This window comes from Brevundimonas sp. (genome assembly GCF_004210735.1).
GTDB lineage: Bacteria > Pseudomonadota > Alphaproteobacteria > Caulobacterales > Caulobacteraceae > Brevundimonas.
In genome coordinates this window covers 25,536-44,743 of sequence record NZ_SDZL01000008.1, presented here as the reverse complement: position 1 = coordinate 44,743, position 19,208 = coordinate 25,536, and the positions used below count along the sequence as shown (strand labels likewise).

The following is a 19,208-nucleotide window of genomic DNA, read 5'->3' as shown; positions in this document are numbered from 1 at the left end:
GCAATCTTTCCTCCCCATTGCATGAGGAGGAAAGTAGCCCCAACCTCCACCGCAAGGAGAACCGCATGACCGACGCAGACCAGACCGGACGCGCCCATCTGGACAGCCGTAAAGGGCTGGCCGCCGCGCGGCTGGCCATAGGCCTGGCGCAGGGTGTGGCGCTCTATTGTCTTTATCGCGCGGCCGATCCGGCCGGAGCGGCCCAGGCGGTCTGGCCCGCGACCCAGCCGGCGCTGTTCGCCCCGTTGCTGCTGGTCGCACTGTTCCTGCCGGTGATGCTGCTGGCGGCGGTCGGGCGGCTTCGGCTGCGGACGCTGGCGATCTGGACGCTGGGCGCCGCGGTCGGGCTGGCGCTGCTGGCCTGGCACGACGTGGCCTCGCGGCATCTGCTGCCGCACGAGGGCATGCCCTTCATCCGGCCGGTGGTCTTCCCCTTCGCGGCGGCGGCCCTGTTCATCGCGCATCACCTGATCGTCCCGGCGGATCGCGCGCGGCGCTGGATCGCCGACTTCGCCGACTATTTCGACACCGCATGGAAAGCCGGGGTGCAACTGGCCCTGTCCATCGGCTTCACCGGCGCCTTCTGGATCTTGCTGTTCCTGGGTTCGGCCCTGTTCCAGGTGATCGGCCTTGAATTCCTGTCGGATCTGATCGGCGAGGCGTGGTTCTCAATCCCCGTGACCACCCTGGCCTTCGCCTTGGCGGTGCAGTTGACCGACGTGCGTGACGGCCTGATCCGGGGCGTGCGGACGGTGGCGCTGGTGCTGCTGTCGTGGCTGCTGCTGGTCATCACCGTTCTGGTCGCGGGGTTCCTGGCCGCCCTGCCCTTCACCGGCCTGACCGGCCTGTGGGAGACGGGCAGCGCGACGGCGCTGGTGCTGGCCGCCGCCGCCGCCCTGATCATCCTGATCAACACCGCCTATCAGGACGGACGCCCCGACAACCTGCCGCCGCTGGCGTTGCGGATCGCGGCGCGGATCGCCGCTGTCCTGCTGGTCCCGCTGGTCGGCATCGCCTTCTGGGGTCTGTCCCTACGGATCGGCCAGCACGGCCTGACGCCGGACCGCATCGTCGCCGCCGCCTGCGCCGTCGTGGGTGTGATCTATGCCGGCGGCTACGCCTTTGCTGCCCTGGCCCCCTTCTGGCGCCGCCAGCCCTGGATGCAGCCGCTGGAGCGGACCAATGTGGTCGCCGCCGTCCTGTCAGTCACGCTGATCGTGGCCCTGTTCAGCCCGCTGCTGGACCCGGCCCGGCTCTCGGTGGCGGATCAGACCGCCCGCCTGCAACGCGGCGCTGTCAAGCCGGCGCTGTTCGACTACGCCTTCTTGCAGTTTGAAAGCGGTCGCGCCGGTCAGGCCGCCCTGGCCCGCCTCGCAGCGTCCTCCAACCCCGAGATCGCCCGCCGGGCCAAGGAGGCGCAGAAGGCCGAGAACAGCTATGATCTGCGCCGGGACACCGACCCGCGCATCCCCCCGCGCGTAACCATCATTGCGACCTGGCCCGCGAACACCAGTTTGCCCGCCGATTTCCTGAAGCCCGTACCCGGCGGCGATCCCCGCTATGGCTGCAACACTCAGGAAGCCTGCCTGGCGACGCTGATCGACCTGAACAACGACGGCCGCAACGAAATCCTGCTGGCCGACAACTGGCGCTTCACCCTGTTCGCGGAAACCGACGGCATCTGGAAACAGGTCGGCGCCTTCACCAACGACCTGTGCCCTGGCCACGGCCGCACCGACCCCCGCGAAATGATGCGCACCGGTCAGATAAAAGCCGTCGTGCCGACCTGGCCCTCGATCAGCCTGGGCGAGCGCGGCGTGGCACGGTTCCAGCCCGAAGGATGCGCGGTTCCCTGACGTCGCCGGATCGCCCCCGTTAACCCCACGCTCACCCTGACGGACAACCCGATCTTCACCCAACCGGGGCTAAACCGTCCCGAAACGAGCCAGTCCCGGTTGAAACGAGGACGGCCGGACACGGTGATGATGAAGGGTGGCTTCATGGCCAAGACGGTTCTGGTCGTCGACGACGATCCGACGCAGCGGCGACTGATCCAGGCGGTTCTGGACCGCGAGGGCTATGCCGTGGTCCATGCCGAAAACGGCGGTGAAGCCATCGACCGCATGACCAAGGGCGGGGGCGCTGACGTGGTCCTGCTGGACCTGGTCATGCCCGGCATGACCGGCATGGAGGCCTTGGCCGAAATGCGCACCGCGGGCGTCGACGCCCCGGTCATCGTCCTGACGGCCAACGGCGGTATCGAGACCGTGGTCAAGGCCATGCAGGCCGGGGCCCAGGACTTCTTCGTCAAGCCGGTCGGGGCCGAACGCCTGCTGATCGGCGTGCGCAACGCCCTGCGGATGGAGGCGCTGACCGCCGAAGTCGGCCGCCTGAAGAAACGCGCCACCGGCCGCTTCACCTTCGACGACCTGGTGGGGCAAAGCCCGCCGATGCGGATCATCCGCTCGCTGGGCGGTCGCGCGGCCAAATCCTCGATCCCCGTGCTGATCACCGGCGAAAGCGGCGTCGGCAAGGAAGTCATCGCCCGCGCCCTTCACGGCGCCAGCGACCGGGCGGGCAAACCGTTCGTCGCCGTCAACTGCGGCGCCCTGCCGGTCAATCTGGTGGAATCCATCCTGTTCGGCCACGAGAAGGGCGCCTTCACCGGCGCGGTCGAAAAGACCCTGGGCAAGTTCCGCGAGGCGGACGGCGGCACCCTGTTCCTGGACGAGATCGGCGAACTACCGCTGGACATGCAGGTCAAGCTGCTGCGCGCCCTTCAGGAATCCGAGATCGATCCCGTCGGCGCCAAACGCCCGGTCAAGATCGACGTCCGCATCGTCTCGGCCACCAATCGCGACCCGGCCCAGCAGGTCAAGGACGGCGCCTTCCGCGAGGATCTGTTCTATCGCCTGAACGTCTTCCCGATCGAGGCGCCGGCTCTGCGCGACCGGCGCGAGGACATCCCCGCCCTGGTCGATCATTTCATCGCCCGCTTCAACGTCGAGGAAGGCAAGCGGATCGCCGGCTGCACGCCGGAGACCACCGCCCTGCTGACCGGTTTCGACTGGCCCGGCAACGTTCGACAGCTGGAGAACGCGGTCTATCGCGCCATCGTCCTGGCCGACGCGCCCTTCCTGCAGCCGCACGACTTCCCGGCCATATCGGGCCTCGCCGCGCCGCTGAGCGCGCCGGTTCCGGCCGCCGACACGGAAGAGACGGTCGTGAGCATCACGCCCCCTGCCCTGCACGAGCTGCCGCCCGTCCCGGACCTGCCGATCCGGGTGCTGGACGACCGTGGCCACCTTCGCACGCTGGAAGAGATCGAACGCGACCTGATCCAGCACGCGATCGAGGTCTATGCCGGCCACATGTCCGAAATCGCCCGCCGCCTGGGCATCGGCCGCTCAACCCTGTACCGCAAGGTCCGCGAACAGGGCCTGGAAGGCGCGCTGAAAGAGGCGGGCTGACCCCCGCCGATAACGACCCGTGCCCGGCGCCGACGTGCTAGGGTGCGGCCATGACCACGCCTGACGACGACCAGCCGCCCCTCGGCGCCGCCTCGCCCGCCCCCCAGGACGAGACGCCCGTCCAACGCGCCCTGCGCCTGAAACAGGCCGCCATCGACGCCCGCCCCAAACCCCCGCGCGGCGGCCGCTTCCAACGCGAACAGGCCGCGCGCATCAAGTCGGGTCAGTCGAAGCCGTGGATGAGTCGGTAGGCGCAGGCCCATCTGCGCAATCGTCCAGTCGCCGAAAGACCAGACACTCTGCGGAATGATGCGACCGGAACGGTATCGCGTCGCTGACGACGACGAATTTCTCCTCAACCACGCAGTCAGGAAAGTCGGCGTTGATCTCTGCGCAGGCGACCGACAGCGCCTCCGTCGCATCCACGCCGAGTGGATTTGCGGACACCGCCGTCATCGTGATCGTCGCGCCGTCGCGCCGGATGCTGATCTGGCGAACATCTGTGCTGATGGCTCCCAGTAGGGCGCGTTGGGCTGAGAGGCGCAAGGTCGGATCGAACGTCGTCGTGCTGCTCGTCCATCTTCGCGCGAAAGAGTTTGGGCCTCAGCCTCGCAAGATCGACCAGCCAGATCGAAGGCGAGCGTTTGATCGACTAACGTGACATACCCGACCTGGCAGTCGGTCGTCGTTCCATCCTGATGGTGCAGACGAATGTAGCCGGATCCTTCGCAGTTGGCGCTCTTCGCCCCGGTGAAGCGGGTTCCTGAATGCTTCAGCGCCCATGTCGGCTGACGGCAAACCAAGACTTCGGCTGACACGACGGGACTTGCGGCGCCCCGGGTCTCTACGACGTAGCGGTGCTGCTGCGACGAACAACCTGACAGCATTACGACGATCGCGATGACGAGGTATTTCATGGCCTGAGATTTCTCGGTCTCCGCGCGAAACTGTCAACGCCTACTCCTCCGGCTTCGCCTTACGCCCCCAGCGCCGCTTTGGCTCTTCGCCCTTGGCCTTGGCGGTGATTTCTTTCAGCTTGCGGCCCTGCATGGCGGACAGGGCTTGTCCCGGGGCGCCCTTTTCGGGGTCGGCGAAGGCGCGGCCGTGGGTTTTCACCCGGTCGGACACCGACTCCAGAAACTCGCCCTCCCATTCGGACAGCGAAACGCCCGCCTTCTCTGCCGAGCGGCGGGCGCGTTTCAGGGCGTTCAGCGCGGCGCGCTTCGCCGCCTCGCGTTGCTGTTCCCACGGGCTTGGTGTGGGTTTCTTGGAGACGCCGCCGCCCGTCGCACCGCCTGAGCGACTCTTGGGTGCGCTGCCGCCCTTCGGGCTGCCTGAGCGCAGGCCCTTGCCCGAAGACGTGAAGGGCGTGCGCTTCAAGCCCGCAGGCCTCAGATCTCGCCGAGGGCCGACAGATACAGGTCCAGGATGGCTTCCTCTTCCTGGCGCTTGGCCTTGTCCTGCTTGCGCAGGCGGATGACCTTGCGCAGCACCTTGACGTCATAGCCCTCGCCCTTGGCCTCGGCGAAGACCTCCTTCATGTCGACCATGACGGCCTGCTTGTCCTCTTCGAGGCGCTCCAGGCGCTCGATGATGGTGCGCAGACGGCCCTGGGCCGAGGCGGTCAGGACGTCGGGATTGGCGTCGAAGGAGGCGTCGTCGGCCACGGGGGATACTCCGGATGACCCCGCTGACGCGGGGCGAAAAACAAGCCCTCAGCCAGGCAACGGCCTTTGGGGCGACTTGGGATACGCCCTCAAGCAGGCCAAAGGCCGGTAGGGCTACTCAGGATGCTGCTAACCATGTCCGATGCGGGCGCTCAACGGCGGACGCGAAAAAGGCCACGGACAACGTCCGCGGCCCTGTGGATATCGCACAAGGATATCGATGGCGCGCGCCGGTCAGGCGCGCAGCCGATCAGCCCTGCTTGGCCTTGAAGCGCGGGTCGGTCTTGTTGATGACATAGACCACGCCCTTGCGGCGCACGACTTTGCAATCGCGGTGGCGGGTCTTGAGCGACTTGAGCGAGCTGCGGACCTTCATGGTCGTCGTCCTGAGATGCGGCGGCCCTGACGGGCGAACGGAAACAGAAAAGCCGCGGGCGGACCTGCGGCGGAGCGGTGCCTATAGAGAGCCGTCCGCGACTCGTCAACGGCGAAGCGGCGGAAACCTCTGGAGGCCTGGCCTCCGAGTCGAACGGAGGGTCTTCGGGCATGCACGCCCGACGCGTCGCCCCTCCGCCACCAGGCCGCGATAGAGACCTGCGGCCTATAGTCCCACCCGGGTTAGCGTTCAACGATCAGGCAGGGTTAACGCGACTTTAGCCCGGTTCGTCGCAACGCCATCTCACTTCGCGCGCTTTTGATTGCGAAGCCGGCTCAGGGGGCCTTAGCCTGTCATCATGCGTTTCGATTACCGTCTTGTCCTGATCGGCTGCGTCGCCGCCTGTGCGCCCATGCTGCCCGACCAACCGGGCTTTGAAGGCTGGAAACAGGGCTTCCTGAATCGCCACGGCGGCGCCCGGCGCGCCGAATATGAGCGTCAGCTGGCCGGCCTGACGCCTGACCCGTCCGTCGTCCGTCTGGACGGCAATCAGCCCGAATTCTCGCGCCCCGCCGGCGCCTATATCGCCAACGCCGTCAGCGCCGCCCGCACCGCCCAGGCTCGCCGCCGGGTGGCCAGCGTGCCGACCGACGTCCCCCAACGCTATGGCGTACCGGCCGAGATCCTGGTCGCCATCTGGGCCCAGGAGTCCAGCTTCGGCCAGGTCCAGGGCGACTATGACGTGATCCGCTCGCTGGCGACCCTGGCCTATGACGGCCGCCGTCGCGACTGGGCCGAAGGCCAGCTGAAGAACGCACTCGATATCGTCGTCGATGGCCGCCGGGACCGCGCGGGCCTGAAGGGCAGCTGGGCCGGGGCCATGGGCCAGACCCAGTTCATGCCCGACAACTATCTGAAGCTGGGCGTCGATCAGAACGGCGACGGCAAGGTCGATATCTGGGGCTCGGACGCGGACGCCCTGGCCTCGGCCGCCAACCTGCTGGCCCAGGCCGGATGGAAACGCGGCCAAGGCTGGGGGTATGAAGTCATCCTGCCCGCGAACTTCGACTACTCCGAAGCCGAGGGGCCCAAGCATCCATGGAGCTTCTGGGCCGCGCGCGGCGTGCGCCTGGCCCACGGCGGCGCCCCGCACGAGGGTGAGGCCGCCGAGGGCGCGGCCATCCTGCTGCCGCAGGGGGCCAAGGGGCCGGCCTTCCTGGCCCTGCCCAACCACTATGTGATCCGGCGCTACAATAACTCGGTCAGTTATGCGCTGGCCATCGGCATGACCGCCGATGGGGCGCAGGGCAAGCCGGGCCTGGTCGGAACCTGGCCCGCCGACGGGCCGATCACCCGCGCCCAGCGTATCGGGGCCCAGCAGGCCCTGACGGCCATGGGCTATGACACCCAGGGCGCCGACGGCGTGATCGGAACCAATACCCGCGCCGCCCTGCGCCGCTGGCAACAGGCCAACAATCGCACGCCCGACGGCTACCTGACGGCTGAACTGGCGGACGAGCTGATCCGCAAGGCGGGGTAGGCCCCTCTCCCTCCCCGGGACGGGGAGGGTGGTCGCGTAGCGACCGGGTGGGGAGTGCAAGGCGATGCTGGGCGCGGCGGCTGTTCGCCTCGCCGCCCCCACCCGTCTTCGGCCTGACGGCCTCAGCCACCCTCCCCCTTCGTGGGAGGGAGAATTTCGCTAGCCCTTCACCCGCCAGGTCGCGCCCTGCGCGCCGTCCATGACGACGATGTTCAGGGCGTTCAGGCGGTCGCGGATGCGGTCAGCCTCGGGCCAGTCCTTGGCCGCGCGGGCGGCGGCGCGTTGCTCCAGCAGGGCCTCGACCTCGACCTTCAGATCGCTGTCGCCGCCGGTGAACCATTGGTCCGGCGTCATAGCCAGAACACCCAGCAGATCGGCCCCTTCCATCAGCGCCCAGCGGGCCATGGCCACATCGTTGATGTCGGCCTCGGGGTCGTTCAGCAGATCGCGTAACCCGGCGCACAGGGCGAACAGCTGGGCAATGGCTCCCGGCGTATTGAGGTCGTCCTCCAGCGCGTCGAGCACCGGGTCCAACGCCTGCTCGGCCAGTTCCATCTCAGCCTCATCCAGAGTGCAGACGTCGAAGTCACCCAGACGCGTGTCGGCGTCGCGCAGGGCGCCGTACAGGCGGTCCAGGTTCTTGCGCGACTGGTCCAGCAGCCCCTGATTCCAGTCTAGCGGCTGTCGATAATGCGCACTCAGCAGCGCCCAGCGGACCACCTCGCCAGGCATGGCCTTCACCAGATCGTGCAGCAGCAGGACGTTGCCGATCGACTTGGACATTTTTTCCGCGTCCACAGTCAGGAAGCCGTTGTGCATCCAGTAGCGGGCGTACTCGTCGTGCGCCTTGTCCCCATGCGCGTGACCGTGGGCGCAGACGCCCTGGGCGATCTCGTTCTCGTGGTGCGGGAAGACCAGATCGATCCCGCCGCCGTGGATGTCGATAGGCAGGCCCAGGTTCTGCTCGATCATGGCCGAGCACTCGATGTGCCAGCCCGGCCGCCCTTCGCCCCACGGCGACGGCCACGACGGCTCGTCCGCCTTGGACGGCTTCCACAGGACGAAGTCGTGCGGGTTCTTCTTGTAGGGGGCGACCTCGACACGGGCGCCGGCGATCATGTCGTCCAGGTTCCGCCCCGACAGCGCGCCGTAGGACGGATAGGAGGACACGTCGAACAGCACATGCCCCTCGGCCGCATAGGCGGAGCCGGCGTCGACGATGGCCTGGATCTGGGCGACGATGGCGGGGATGTGGTCGGTGACGTGGGGCGCCATGTCGGGCGGCGAGACGTTCAGCAGCCCCATATCGGCCAGATAGGCGGCCTCGTACCGCGCCGTGACCTCGCCGATCGGCACGCCTTCCTTCGCGGCCTTCTGGTTGATCTTGTCGTCCACGTCGGTGACGTTGCGGGCGTAGATGACCTTGTCCGCCCCATAGGTCCGGCGCAGCAGGCGCACCAGCACGTCGAACACCACCGGCGGCCGCGCATTGCCGATGTGGGCGTAGTCATAGACCGTCGGGCCGCAGACATAGAGCGTCACCCGGTTCGGGTCGCGCGGTTCGAAAACGCGCTTCTCGCGGTGAAGGGTGTCGTGGATCGTCAGCGTCATATTGCGGCGGAAGCCTTCAGTTTTCTTGCAGGACCGAGGTCGGCGCCCATATAGCCGTCCAGTCGCGTCCGCGAACAGCGGGGCGATGCAGAATAAGGAGAGCGGCGCGCGTCAATCCGGGACCATCGTCCCGGCGCTACTGAGCCGCTACAGTCGAGCATGAGCGTCACGCCCGTCAAACCCGTCCTGGTCGGCGATAATGATCAGCCGCAAAAGCCCTCGCGCGAAGAGGCGATGCAGGCCGTCCGCACCCTGATCGCCTGGACCGGCGACAATCCGGACCGCGAGGGTCTGATCGATACGCCGCGCCGCGTGGTCGACGCCTATGGCGACTGGTTCCAGGGTTATGACGCCGATGTGGCCAAGGAGTTGTCCCGCACCTTCGAGGAGGTCGAGGGCTATGACGACATGGTCATCCTGCGTGACATCGAGGTGGAGAGTCACTGCGAGCATCACATGGCGCCCTTCCTGGGCAAGGCCTATGTCGCCTATCTGCCGACGGCCAAGGTGGTCGGCATCTCCAAGCTGGCGCGGGTGGTCGAGATCTTCTCCAAGCGCCTGCAGACGCAGGAGACCCTGACCCAGGAAATCGCCAACGCCATCGAATCGCATCTGCAGCCGGCGGGCGTGGCCATCCTGATCGACGCCGAACACCAGTGCATGACGACCCGCGGCGTGCATCACCGCCATGTCTCGACCATCACCACCCGCTTCACCGGCGCCTTCAAGACCGACCCGTCGCTGATGGATCGCTTCCTGAAGCTGGCGAAGGGTTGATTTCGGGCTGATCCTCGCCCTTTCGGGCGCCACAGGATCGTCATCCTGCAAGGATATTGCTCGAATTCGACACACCGGATCGGCGAGACCGCTTTACAAGCCGTTCGCGGGACGCCAAGAGACGGAACATACCTTTAGAGGGCTCGCCGCTTGTCTCGCGGGCCGTATTGGAGACGACGGCGTATGGCTTCGAAACTTTCCTCTCCTGAGGGTCAGGGCGGCAAGACCATCGAACAAACGGCGGATATCAACATCACGCCGTTCATCGACATCCTGCTGGTTCTGATGATCATCTTCATGGTCGCCGCGCCCATGGCCACCGTCTCGATCAAGCTGGACCTGCCGCCTCCCACCCCGTCGGTGAACGACGAGCAGGAAGAGCCGGTCTACATCACCATCCAGGAAGGCGGCGACCTGTACATCGCCGAGAAGAAGACCTCGATCGCCACCCTGCCCGCCGACGTCTGCGCGGCCCTGGGCGGCGGCGCCTGCCAGGAAGAGCGCGTGTTCGTCCGCGCCCAGGCCGAGGTCCGCTACAACCAGTTCATGGAAGTCATGAACACCCTGCAGGAAAAGGGCTTCTACAAGGTCGGCCTGCTGAACGAAGACATCACCTGAAGCCATCGCTTCGGTACGACAGATCAGGGCCGCATCCTCCGGGACGCGGCCTTTTTCTTTGCCTGACGCCCGTCGGCATGGCCTGATGGCCCCGGCAGAAATGGAAAAAAGGCTCTCATCAATGGGCGCTGAGCAGTCACCGTCCCTGACCGGCCGCTGGACGGGCGTCTATTTTTATCCGGTCGATCCCGAGCTCAACCCTGACGATACAATGCCCGCCACGCCCTTCATGGCGGAGCTTACCGAGGTCAGCGGGATCATCACTGGCGTGACCCAAGAGCGCGACATGTTCTCCGGCGCTGATGCGCCGCCGATTTCGGCCACACTGGACGGCCAGTATTTCGACGGCGAGCTTGTTTTCACCAAGACGCCCCATGGCGGCGGCCAGATCCACACCATCGACTACATGGGCGCTGTGTCTGCCGATGGAAACGCCATTGCTGGCCGCTGGATCATTTACGGCGTTTGGTCTGGAGTTTTTCGGATGCAACGCAGTGTCGTGGCCACAACACAAAAACAAACGCAGGAGCAGATTGCATGACCCACGACGAGGTTCGCGCCCTGATCCTGTCCTTTCCCGAGACGGAAGGTGGGGTGACCCACGGCGAGCCGTCATTCAAGGTCGCGGGGAAGTTCTTCACCTGGCTTCGCCCCCGGCTGGACGACAGCGTCGTGGTGCATCTGGACAGCCTGGATGAGCGTGAATTGCTGATCGAAATGGATCCCGCGACCTTTCATTTCACCGCCCACTATCGCGACCACCCCATCGTTCTGGCGCGCCTGATCTCGGTCGATCCGCAGTGGCTGGAGGCCATGCTGCGCCGGCGCTGGATAAAGATCGCCCCCAAGCGGCTGGCGCGCGAGTGGCAGGCGAACCAAAGCGGTTGATCCATCGACGAAGGCTCGACGAGGAGTCTTGACCCCGGGCGCACGTATCGCGCTAGTGCGTCCTGAAACAGGACGGACCTATCACTCATGATCGACATCGCCGCCCGCGACCTGACCGTGACGACCGCAGACGGCTATTCGCTTTCCGCACGCCTGCTGACCCCTCCGAACCCGACGGTGGCGGTCCTGGTCAGTTCAGGCACGGGCTTTCCCAAGGGTTTCTACGACCGTTTCGCCCGACATCTGGCCGCGCGCGGGGCCATGGTGCTGACCTATGATTTCCGGGGCATCGCCGACTCGCGCCCCGAGGATCTGGCCGCCATGCAGATGGATTATGTGGATTGGGGCCGGTTGGACATGCCGGCCGCGCTGGACGCCCTGACCGTCGAGGCGCGCGGCCTGCCCGTCACCCATGTCGGCCACAGCGTCGGCGGCCATTTCGCGGGCTTTATGCCGAACCACGACCGGATCGCCCGCCATGCCTTCGTCTCGGTCGGCAGCGGCTGGTGGGGCGGGCATCACCGATCCTACAATCCGCTGGAGCTGTTCTTCTGGTTCGGGCTCGGCCCACTGCACCTGGCCCGCCACGGCCATATCAGCAAGGGCCTGTTCTGGCAGGGCACGGACCTGCCCCGCGGCGTCTATGAGACGTGGCGCCGCTGGTGCCTGAAACCCGCCTATTTCGTCGATGAACTGAAGGACCGGCTGCAACCGCAAGCCTTCGATCAGGTCGCCGCCCCGATCCGGTCATGGATTTTCACCGACGATCCCATCGCCACCCCGACATCCGGTCCGAAAATCCTGAACCTCTACGCCTCGGCCCCGCGCAGCATGGTGGTGCGTCGCCCCTCCGACCACGGCGTCAAGCGCATCGGCCACGAGGGCGCCTTCCGGCGGGGCATGGAGACCCTGTGGGACGAGATGTTCGACTGGCTGGCCGATGGCGAAGTCTCAGACGCCGCTTATATGCGGGCCTCCCCGACGTCTTGAGGAGCCTCCCCATGCCCTATGCCGACCAGCCGACCGCGACCGCCTCGGGCGTGGACATCCCCCTGCTCGGCTTCGGGACCTGGCAGTTGGAGCCCGCCGACGCCCGCCGCATGGTCGCCGAGGCCCTGCGCATCGGTTATCGCCACATCGACACCGCCTGGATCTACAAGAACGAGGAGGCGGTCGGTCAGGGGATCGCCGACGCCATCGCCGAGGGTGTCGTCGCCCGCGACGACGTCTTCGTCACCACCAAGATCTGGGTCGAGCATTTCCGCGACGGCGACCTGCAGAATCAGGCCCGCGACAGCGCCGCCGCCCTGGGCCTGATCCCCGACCTGCTGTTGCTGCACTGGCCCAAGCCGGAACCGTCGTTGCAGGAGACGATAGAGGCGCTGAACGACGCCCGCGCCCGCGGCTTCACTCGCAACATCGGCGTGTCCAACTTCCCGTCGACGGTCTTCCGTCAGGCGGCTGCCCTGTCGGCGGCGCCGCTGATCACCAACCAGATCGAATATCACCCCTATCTGTCGCAGAAGACCCTGATCGCCACGGCGGCCGAGCTGGGTTCGTCCATCACCGCCTGGTCGCCGCTGGCCCAGGGTCAGATCGCCGACGACGCCGTGATCGGCGCCATCGCCGCCGCCCACGGCAAGACACCGGGCCAGGTCACCCTGCGCTGGATCATTCAACAGGGCGTCATCGCCATCCCGCGCACGACGAAGGAAAGCCGCGCGCGCGAGAATTTCGGCATCTTCGACTTCCAGCTCACCCCGGACGAGATGGCGCGCATCACCGCCCTGGCTCGTCCGGACGGGCGTCTGGGCGACTGGCTGGACGATGCCTTCCAATGGGATCAGGATACGCCCTGACGCGCGATCAACAGCGCAGGCAGGGAGCGAGACCATGGGCTCGGTTCTGGGCTTTCCGGGCATTGACCCGATGGACGCCGCAATCGGCGCCCGCATCCGCCGATGGCGCGACCTGCGCGGCGTCGCCCCTGCCGATCTGGCCGCCGCCCTGCACCTGACGCCCGAGGCCATGCGCCGGGTTGAGGCGGGACGCGAGCATCTGGACATGGCCCAGCTGGACGCCGCCACCCGCGCCCTGCACCTGCCGGTCTGGGCGCTGGTGTCCGACACACGGGCCTATTAATGGGGACGCGTGTCTATCGCGCCGTCTTCGCCCTGGTGGGCTGGCTGGCGCTGGCGTTGCAATACGGCCTGACCCTGACCGGCAATCCGGATCGGGGCGCGGGCGAGCTGACGCTGAACTTCGTCAGCTATTTCACGGTCCTGACCAATATTCTGGTCGCCCTTGCCCTGACGGGGCCGGCCCTGTCGCCTGACAGCCGGATGGGGCGATGGAGTCGCAGCGAGGGGGTGCGGGCGGCCGTGGCCATGTATATCGCCGTGGTCGGCCTGACCTATCATTTCCTGCTGGCCGACGTCTGGGACCCGCAAGGGTGGGCGCTGATCGCCAACATCCTGCTGCACTACGTGATGCCCATCGCCTTCGTGCTGGACTGGTTGCTGTTCACGCCAAAGGGGCGGCTGCGCTGGATCGATCCGGTGAAATGGCTGTCGTTTCCGGCGCTCTACACCCTGTGGACGCTGATCCACGGCTACGCCTCGGGCTGGTGGCCATACTGGTTCATGAACGTGCCGGCGCTGGGGCTGGCCAAGGCCGGGTTTTGGGCGGCGGCGATGCTCGCCTTCTTCCTGATCGTGGGGCTGATCGTCGTGGCGATCGACCGCACGTTCGCACGGCGTGACAGACGGCCCGTGTCCGCCTAAGCCTCAGCGCATGGCCTACAAGTCCCTGCGCGATTTCATCGAGACCCTCGAAGCCGACGGCGAGCTGGTGCGGGTATCCGAACCCGTTTCGACCACGCTGGAGATGACCGAGATCCAGACCCGCCTGCTGCGCAACGGCGGCCCGGCGGTGCTGTTTGAAAAACCGGTGATGCCGGACGGATCGATCAGCCCCATTCCCTGTCTGGCCAATTTGTTCGGCACGGTGAAGCGGGTCGCCATGGGCGTCACGCTGGAGGGCAGGACGCGAACAACGGCGGGCGAGCTGCGCGAGGTCGGCGAACTGCTGGCCTTCCTGCGCAATCCAACGCCGCCGCGCGGGCTCAGTGACGCCATGGAGATGCTGCCGCTGGCCCAGACCGTCATGTCCATGCGGCCCAAGACGGTGAAGAAGGCCCCGGTTCAGGAGGTGGTGCTCAAGGGCGAGCAGATCGACCTGACCAGCCTGCCCATCCAGGGTTGCTGGCCGGGCGAGCCCGCGCCTCTGATCACCTGGGGTCTGGTCGTGACCAAGGGGCCGAGCGACGACCGCGAGGACGACTTCAACCTGGGCATCTATCGGATGCAGGTCCTGGGCAAGGACAAGGCGATCATGCGCTGGCTGGCCCATCGCGGCGGGGCCCAGCACTATGCCCGGCACAAGAAGGCCGGAAAGCGCGAGCCCCTGCCCTGCGCCGTCGTTCTGGGCGCCGACCCAGGCACCATCCTGGCGGCCGTGACGCCCGTGCCGGACACCCTGTCGGAATATCAGTTCGCGGGCCTGATGCGGGGCGCCAAGGCCGAACTGGTTCCCTGCAAGACCGTGCCCTTGATGGTGCCGGCCCAAGCCGAAATCGTGCTGGAAGGCCACGTCCTGCTGGACGAGCACGCGCCAGAGGGCCCCTACGGCGACCACACCGGCTACTACAACTCGGTCGAGACCTTCCCGGTGTTCCAGGTCAGCGCCATCACCATGCGCCGCGACCCCATCTATCTGACCACCTTCACAGGCCGTCCACCGGACGAGCCGAGCGTGCTGGGCGAGGCGCTGAACGAGGTCTTCATCCCCCTGCTGCGCCAGCAGTTTCCCGAGATCGTGGACTTCTGGCTGCCGCCCGAGGGTTGCAGCTATCGCATCGCCGTGGTGTCGATGAAGAAGGCCTATCCCGGCCACGCCAAGCGGGTGATGATGGGCTGCTGGAGCTATCTGCGCCAGTTCATGTACACCAAGTGGATCATCGTGGTGGACCACGACATCGACGCCCGCGATTGGAAGGACGTCATGTGGGCCATCTCGACCAAGATGGACCCGGCCCGCGACATCACCGTGATCGAGAACACCCCGATCGACTATTTGGACTTCGCCAGCCCCGAAAGCGGCCTGGGCTCCAAGATCGGCCTGGACGCCACCGACAAGTGGGAGCCGGAAACCAAGCGCGAATGGGGCGAGGAGATCCGCATGGATCAGGCCGTCATCGACCGCGTCTCCGACATCTGGGACCGCCTGGGCCTGCCCGGCGACGGTTCGCCGATCTGGAAGTCCGAAACCTAAAAGCCCTCCCCCTCGAGGGGAAGGGAGATCGGCTGGTAAACCGCCAGCGTCCGCCGACACGCCTCCACCACCGCCTCCCTCAGCTCCGGCGGCGCCAGCACCTCGGCGTCGTCGCCCAGGCGCATGAACTCCGATGCGGCCCAGGCGACGGTCTCGAACGGCGCATCGACCTCGACCCAACCGTCCGCGCCGGGCGTCGCCGCGCCCGCCAGCCGGGCGTATTCGGCGCCGAACATGGCCAGATACTTCAACCCGCGCGCGTTCAGTCGCAATCGCGCATGCTGGGTGAACCGCTCGCGCTCAAACCGCTGCGACGTCTCAGCCCACCAGGCTGGCAGATCGAAGCTGTCCGGCCTCTCAAAAACCTCTTCTGAAACCGTCAGTTCGAGCGCATTCGAGATACGATAGGTGCGCGGCGCAACGCCTACCTCACCGCCTGCCGTCATCGCCGCCAGATACCAGCGCCCGGCCTTCAGGATCAGGCCCAGCGGCTCCAGCATCCGCTCGCGTCGTCCGTTCCAGCTTTCATAGAGCACCTTGATACGGCGACAGGTCCAGACCGCCTGGGCGATGGCGGGCAGACGGTGCGCCTCCTCCGCCGTCTGGAACCAGCCGATGGGATCCAGATGGAACCGCCCTGCGATCCGCTCGGCCGCCGCCTGCCGTTCGGGCGGCAGGGCGGCCAGCAGCTTCAGCTGCATCGCCCCGACCGCTTCGGAAAAGCCCATCTGAGCCGCCGGTCCGGCCAGCCCGCCCAGGAACAGCGTCTCGGCCTCCGCGTCGGTCAGGCCCGTCAGCCGGGTGCGATAGCCGTCCAGCAGCTGGAACCCGCCGCTGCGTCCCCGGTCGGCATAGACCGGCGCCCCGGCCGCCGACAGCTGGTCGATGTCGCGATAGATGGTGCGCACCGACACCTCGAACTCGGCCGCCAGCGTCTCGGCCGTCAACCGCCCCCGGGTCTGGAGCATCAGCAGGATGGAAAGCAATCGACTGGCGCGCATTTTTCGACCTTAGCCGATAAATCCTGACATCCGATGTCATCTTATGCGACCTAACCTCCTCATCGACATTCCGAGGAGGAGGACCGCATGACCGCCCAGCCCCTGATCGCCGCGGACGACCCGGCCCAGATCGCCGATTTCGACTTCCAATTCGGCCGTTGGACGGTGGCACACCGCCGGCTCAAGGCGCGCGGCGTCGGCTGCGACGACTGGGACGCCTTCGACAGCACCTCCCATTGCCGGCCCCAGCTGGGCGGCGTCGCCAATGTCGAGGAACAGGTCTGCGTCGCGCGCGGCTGGATGGGCATGGCCCTGCGCACCCTGGATCTGGCGAGCGGCGAATGGTCGATCTACTGGATCAACGACGCCGACGGCCGCCTGCAACCGCCTGTGAGTGGACGTTTCCATGACGGCGTCGGCCGGTTCGAGGGGCCCGACGTGGACGCCGGCCGCCCCATCGTCGCCCGCTATGAATGGAGCCGCTGCCGCACCGCCCACCCGCGCTGGACCCAGTCCTTCTCCTACGACGGCGGCGCGACTTGGGAGATCAACTGGATCATGGACTTCAGCCGAGCCTGATCGCGGCTGGCGCCTCGCCCGAATGCGGCTAAGGTCGGGGTTCTGTTCACCGGAGCGCCCGAATGCGCCGCCTTCTTTTGCCGGTCGTCCTGTCCGTCGTGCTTGCGAGTCCCGCCATGTCCCAGACTCAGCCCCCGTCCCTGGCCAACGTCGCCCCGTGGGATCAGCCTTTCCTGCCGCCCGCGCCGGAATGGAACGGGGCTAGCCGCGCCCTGCTGCGCGACGCCGGCGACCGTTGGGCGACGGATTTCGAGCGGGATCCGGCGCATGACTTCAGCCCGAATTACGCCGACACCCGCGCTTGGTTCGACCGACTGGATCAGGCCTCGGACCTGATCCGCATCGAGCAGTTCGGAACCTCGCCCGAAGGCCGCCCGATCTACGCCGTCATCGCCTCGAAAGACGGCGCGACCTTCGATCCGAAAAAGCCCGTGTTGCTGGCTCAGGCCGGTATCCACCCGGGCGAGATCGACGGCAAGGACGCGGGCATGATGCTGCTGCGCGACATCGCCCTGTATGGAAAGTCGGACCTGCTGGACCGCGCCAACCTGATCCTGATCCCGATCCTGAGCGTCGACGGACACGAACGGTCGGGCGCCTATTCCCGGCCCAACCAGCGCGGGCCGCGCATCCAGGGCTGGCGCCATACGGCGACGAACCAGAACCTGAACCGCGACTTCATGAAGCTGGATCAGGCCGAGATGCAGGCGGTCAGGGGCCTGATCCACAAATACCAGCCCGACCTCTACGTCGATATCCACGTCACCGACGGCATCGATTATCAATACGACGTCACCTTCGGCTACAACGGCGAGGACGGCGTCTGGAGCCGGTCTCCGGCCATCGCCCGCTGGCTGGACGACGCCTTCAAGCCAGCCGTCTATGCGGCGCTGGAGGGTCAGGGACACATCCCCGGCGAACTGGTCTTCGCCATCGACGATCGTGACCCGAAAAAGGGGATGAGCGACGGCGGCCTGGGCGAGCGGTTCTCCAACGGGTGGGGCTCGGCGGCCCACGTGCCGACCATCCTGATCGAGAACCATAGTCTCAAGCCCCACGAGCAACGCGTTCTGGGCACTTATGTCTTTCTGGAATCGGCGCTGAAGCTGCTGGGCGAGAAGTCGGCCGATCTGCGTGCCGCCATCGCCACGGACCGCGCGCTGCGTCCGGCGGAACTGCCGGCCAATTTCGTTGCCGACGAGACCCCGGTCCGCACCCGCGCCTTCAAGGGCATCCTGTTCGAAACCTATGACAGCGCCGCCTCGGGCCGGTCCGAACTGCGCTGGCTGGGCCGCCCCGATCCCGAGCTGTGGCAGGTGCCCTTCTATGGTTCCAAGCCGACCCTGACGCTGACGCGCCCGGCTGCCTATTGGGTGCCGTCGTACCGCGCCGATCTGATCGAACGGCTGCGCCTGCATGGCGTCCAGATGGAAACAGTCGAGGCCCCGCGCACCGTCAATGTCGAAATGCTGCGCCTGGTCGATCCCAAGGTGTCCGGTCGCACCAACGAGGGCCATGTGCCGATCAGCGTGACCGAGGTGCGAACCGAGACCCGCGACTGGACCTTCCCGACCGGTTCGGTCCGCGTGCCGACCGATCAGCCGATGGGCGATGTGGCGATCCTGCTGCTGGAGCCGCAGTCGTCGGAAAGCTTCTTCGCCTGGGGCATGTTCCCCGAGGTGCTGAACCGCGTCGAATATATCGAGGCCTACGCCATCGCCCCGCTGGCCGAACAGATGCTGGCCGCCGATCCGGCGCTGAAGGCCGAGTTCGAGGCGAAACTGGCGGCCGATCCGGCCTTCGCCGCCGACGGCGACGCCCGTCTGGCCTGGTTCTATGAGCGCACGCCCTTTTACGATCAGCGCTATCGCCTGTATCCGGTCGCACGGGAGAAGTAATCCATGGCCGTCGCTCTTCATGCCGCCGCCCTGTGGGCCGGCCTTCTGATCCTGTGGCTGCTGATCCTGTCGGGTCTGGTGGTCCGGCGACGGCGCAAGCATCTGGTGGCCTTCGGCGATGGCGGCCATGCCGAGATGACCACCGCCACCCGTGCCTTCGGCAACGCCAGCGAATATATCCCTGCGGCCCTGGTCGCCCTGGTGTTGCTGGCCGCCGTCGGCGCACCGCCGACCCTGATCCACGGCCTGGGCGCCGCCATGCTGGCCGGGCGTATCATCCACGCCCTGGGCCTTCTGTTCCAGAAAGGGCCGTCGCTGGGCCGCGTACTGGGCATGATGCTGACCTGGATCGTGCTGTTGGTCTGCGGCGTCGCCCTGATCGCCTATGCAGTGATCTGAGGCCGTCTTCGGTTGCGGCCGGGCGGGGGGTCGGCCATATCGGGGCATGTCC

At 66.7% G+C, this 19,208-nt stretch carries 22 protein-coding genes; 16 read left to right on the top strand and 6 right to left on the bottom strand.

Annotation, left to right across the window (positions count from 1 at the left end; genetic code table 11):
• The first annotated feature begins 65 nt into the window (after positions 1-65).
• The 3 genes from EON91_RS03075 to EON91_RS03065 all read left to right on the top strand — a co-directional run bounded on the left by EON91_RS03075 (position 66) and on the right by EON91_RS03065 (position 3,721).
• Positions 66-1,856 (top strand): DUF4153 domain-containing protein, encoded by a 1,791-nt coding sequence (locus EON91_RS03075; RefSeq protein ID WP_292091517.1) that lies wholly within the window; start codon positions 66-68, stop codon positions 1,854-1,856.
• 144 nt (positions 1,857-2,000) lie between these two features.
• Positions 2,001-3,470: a sigma-54 dependent transcriptional regulator gene (locus EON91_RS03070; protein WP_292091551.1), complete on the top strand. Its 1,470-nt coding sequence runs from the start codon at positions 2,001-2,003 to the stop codon at positions 3,468-3,470.
• 50 nt (positions 3,471-3,520) lie between these two features.
• Positions 3,521-3,721, top strand: coding sequence for a hypothetical protein (locus EON91_RS03065; protein ID WP_292091516.1), 201 nt, complete (start codon positions 3,521-3,523; stop codon positions 3,719-3,721).
• 201 nt (positions 3,722-3,922) lie between these two features.
• Here EON91_RS03065 and EON91_RS03060 read toward each other — a convergent pair whose 3' ends face one another.
• From EON91_RS03060 to ykgO, 4 genes are all read right to left on the bottom strand, one after another.
• The gene (locus EON91_RS03060; protein ID WP_292091514.1) at positions 3,923-4,387 is read right to left on the bottom strand and encodes a hypothetical protein; all 465 of its coding nucleotides are present in this window, start codon (positions 4,385-4,387) and stop codon (positions 3,923-3,925) included.
• A 40-nt stretch (positions 4,388-4,427) separates the two neighbouring features.
• A complete protein-coding gene (locus tag EON91_RS03055) occupies positions 4,428-4,682 on the bottom strand; it encodes a hypothetical protein (protein WP_292091549.1) in 255 nt (84 codons plus the stop codon).
• A 179-nt stretch (positions 4,683-4,861) separates the two neighbouring features.
• Positions 4,862-5,137, bottom strand: coding sequence for a DUF2312 domain-containing protein (locus tag EON91_RS03050; protein WP_292091512.1), 276 nt, complete (start codon positions 5,135-5,137; stop codon positions 4,862-4,864).
• A gap of 250 nt (positions 5,138-5,387) precedes the next feature.
• On the bottom strand, positions 5,388-5,513 hold the full coding sequence (gene ykgO, locus EON91_RS03045; RefSeq protein WP_055832286.1) for a type B 50S ribosomal protein L36: 126 nt from the start codon (positions 5,511-5,513) through the stop codon (positions 5,388-5,390).
• Between the two features lie 358 nt (positions 5,514-5,871).
• Here ykgO and EON91_RS03040 point away from each other — a divergent pair, with 358 nt between their 5' ends.
• Positions 5,872-7,053 (top strand): lytic murein transglycosylase, encoded by a 1,182-nt coding sequence (locus EON91_RS03040; RefSeq protein ID WP_292091511.1) that lies wholly within the window; start codon positions 5,872-5,874, stop codon positions 7,051-7,053.
• Positions 7,054-7,212: 159 nt separating this feature from the next.
• Here EON91_RS03040 and cysS read toward each other — a convergent pair whose 3' ends face one another.
• On the bottom strand, positions 7,213-8,664 hold the full coding sequence (cysS, locus tag EON91_RS03035) for a cysteine--tRNA ligase (RefSeq protein WP_292091510.1): 1,452 nt from the start codon (positions 8,662-8,664) through the stop codon (positions 7,213-7,215).
• Between the two features lie 159 nt (positions 8,665-8,823).
• Here cysS and folE point away from each other — a divergent pair, with 159 nt between their 5' ends.
• From folE to EON91_RS02990, 9 genes are all read left to right on the top strand, one after another.
• Positions 8,824-9,441, top strand: coding sequence for a GTP cyclohydrolase I FolE (gene folE, locus EON91_RS03030; RefSeq protein WP_292091509.1), 618 nt, complete (start codon positions 8,824-8,826; stop codon positions 9,439-9,441).
• A 183-nt stretch (positions 9,442-9,624) separates the two neighbouring features.
• Positions 9,625-10,059 (top strand): biopolymer transporter ExbD, encoded by a 435-nt coding sequence (locus EON91_RS03025; RefSeq protein WP_292091508.1) that lies wholly within the window; start codon positions 9,625-9,627, stop codon positions 10,057-10,059.
• Positions 10,060-10,144: 85 nt separating this feature from the next.
• Positions 10,145-10,600 carry a hypothetical protein gene (locus tag EON91_RS03020; protein WP_292091507.1) on the top strand — a complete coding sequence of 152 codons (456 nt, stop codon included), beginning with the start codon at positions 10,145-10,147 and terminating at the stop codon, positions 10,598-10,600.
• Entirely contained in the window at positions 10,597-10,947 is a 351-nt protein-coding gene (locus tag EON91_RS03015) for an MmcQ/YjbR family DNA-binding protein (RefSeq protein ID WP_292091506.1), read from the top strand. The genes EON91_RS03020 and EON91_RS03015 overlap by 4 nt, the downstream gene beginning before the upstream one ends.
• Before the next feature lie 87 nt (positions 10,948-11,034).
• A complete protein-coding gene (locus EON91_RS03010; RefSeq protein ID WP_292091505.1) occupies positions 11,035-11,937 on the top strand; it encodes an alpha/beta hydrolase in 903 nt (300 codons plus the stop codon).
• 11 nt (positions 11,938-11,948) lie between these two features.
• The gene (locus tag EON91_RS03005) at positions 11,949-12,806 is read left to right on the top strand and encodes an aldo/keto reductase (protein ID WP_292091504.1); all 858 of its coding nucleotides are present in this window, start codon (positions 11,949-11,951) and stop codon (positions 12,804-12,806) included.
• 34 nt (positions 12,807-12,840) lie between these two features.
• Positions 12,841-13,089 (top strand): helix-turn-helix transcriptional regulator, encoded by a 249-nt coding sequence (locus tag EON91_RS03000; RefSeq protein WP_292091502.1) that lies wholly within the window; start codon positions 12,841-12,843, stop codon positions 13,087-13,089.
• Positions 13,089-13,730 (top strand): Pr6Pr family membrane protein, encoded by a 642-nt coding sequence (locus EON91_RS02995; protein WP_292091500.1) that lies wholly within the window; start codon positions 13,089-13,091, stop codon positions 13,728-13,730. The genes EON91_RS03000 and EON91_RS02995 overlap by 1 nt, the downstream gene beginning before the upstream one ends.
• 10 nt (positions 13,731-13,740) lie before the next feature.
• Entirely contained in the window at positions 13,741-15,279 is a 1,539-nt protein-coding gene (locus EON91_RS02990; RefSeq protein ID WP_292091498.1) for a UbiD family decarboxylase, read from the top strand.
• On the opposite strand, the gene EON91_RS02985 is transcribed toward EON91_RS02990, so the two are convergent.
• Complete coding sequence (locus tag EON91_RS02985; protein ID WP_292091497.1) at positions 15,276-16,280, bottom strand: YafY family protein; 1,005 nt, start codon at positions 16,278-16,280, stop codon at positions 15,276-15,278. The genes EON91_RS02990 and EON91_RS02985 overlap by 4 nt on opposite strands.
• A gap of 87 nt (positions 16,281-16,367) precedes the next feature.
• On the opposite strand from EON91_RS02985, the gene EON91_RS02980 reads away from it, so the two are divergent.
• The 3 genes from EON91_RS02980 to EON91_RS02970 all read left to right on the top strand — a co-directional run bounded on the left by EON91_RS02980 (position 16,368) and on the right by EON91_RS02970 (position 19,156).
• Complete coding sequence (locus EON91_RS02980) at positions 16,368-16,859, top strand: DUF1579 domain-containing protein (protein WP_292091496.1); 492 nt, start codon at positions 16,368-16,370, stop codon at positions 16,857-16,859.
• Positions 16,860-16,921: 62 nt separating this feature from the next.
• Positions 16,922-18,757, top strand: coding sequence for a M14 family metallopeptidase (locus tag EON91_RS02975; protein WP_292091495.1), 1,836 nt, complete (start codon positions 16,922-16,924; stop codon positions 18,755-18,757).
• 3 nt (positions 18,758-18,760) lie between these two features.
• A complete protein-coding gene (locus EON91_RS02970) occupies positions 18,761-19,156 on the top strand; it encodes an MAPEG family protein (RefSeq protein ID WP_292091494.1) in 396 nt (131 codons plus the stop codon).
• Positions 19,157-19,208 lie beyond the last annotated feature (52 nt).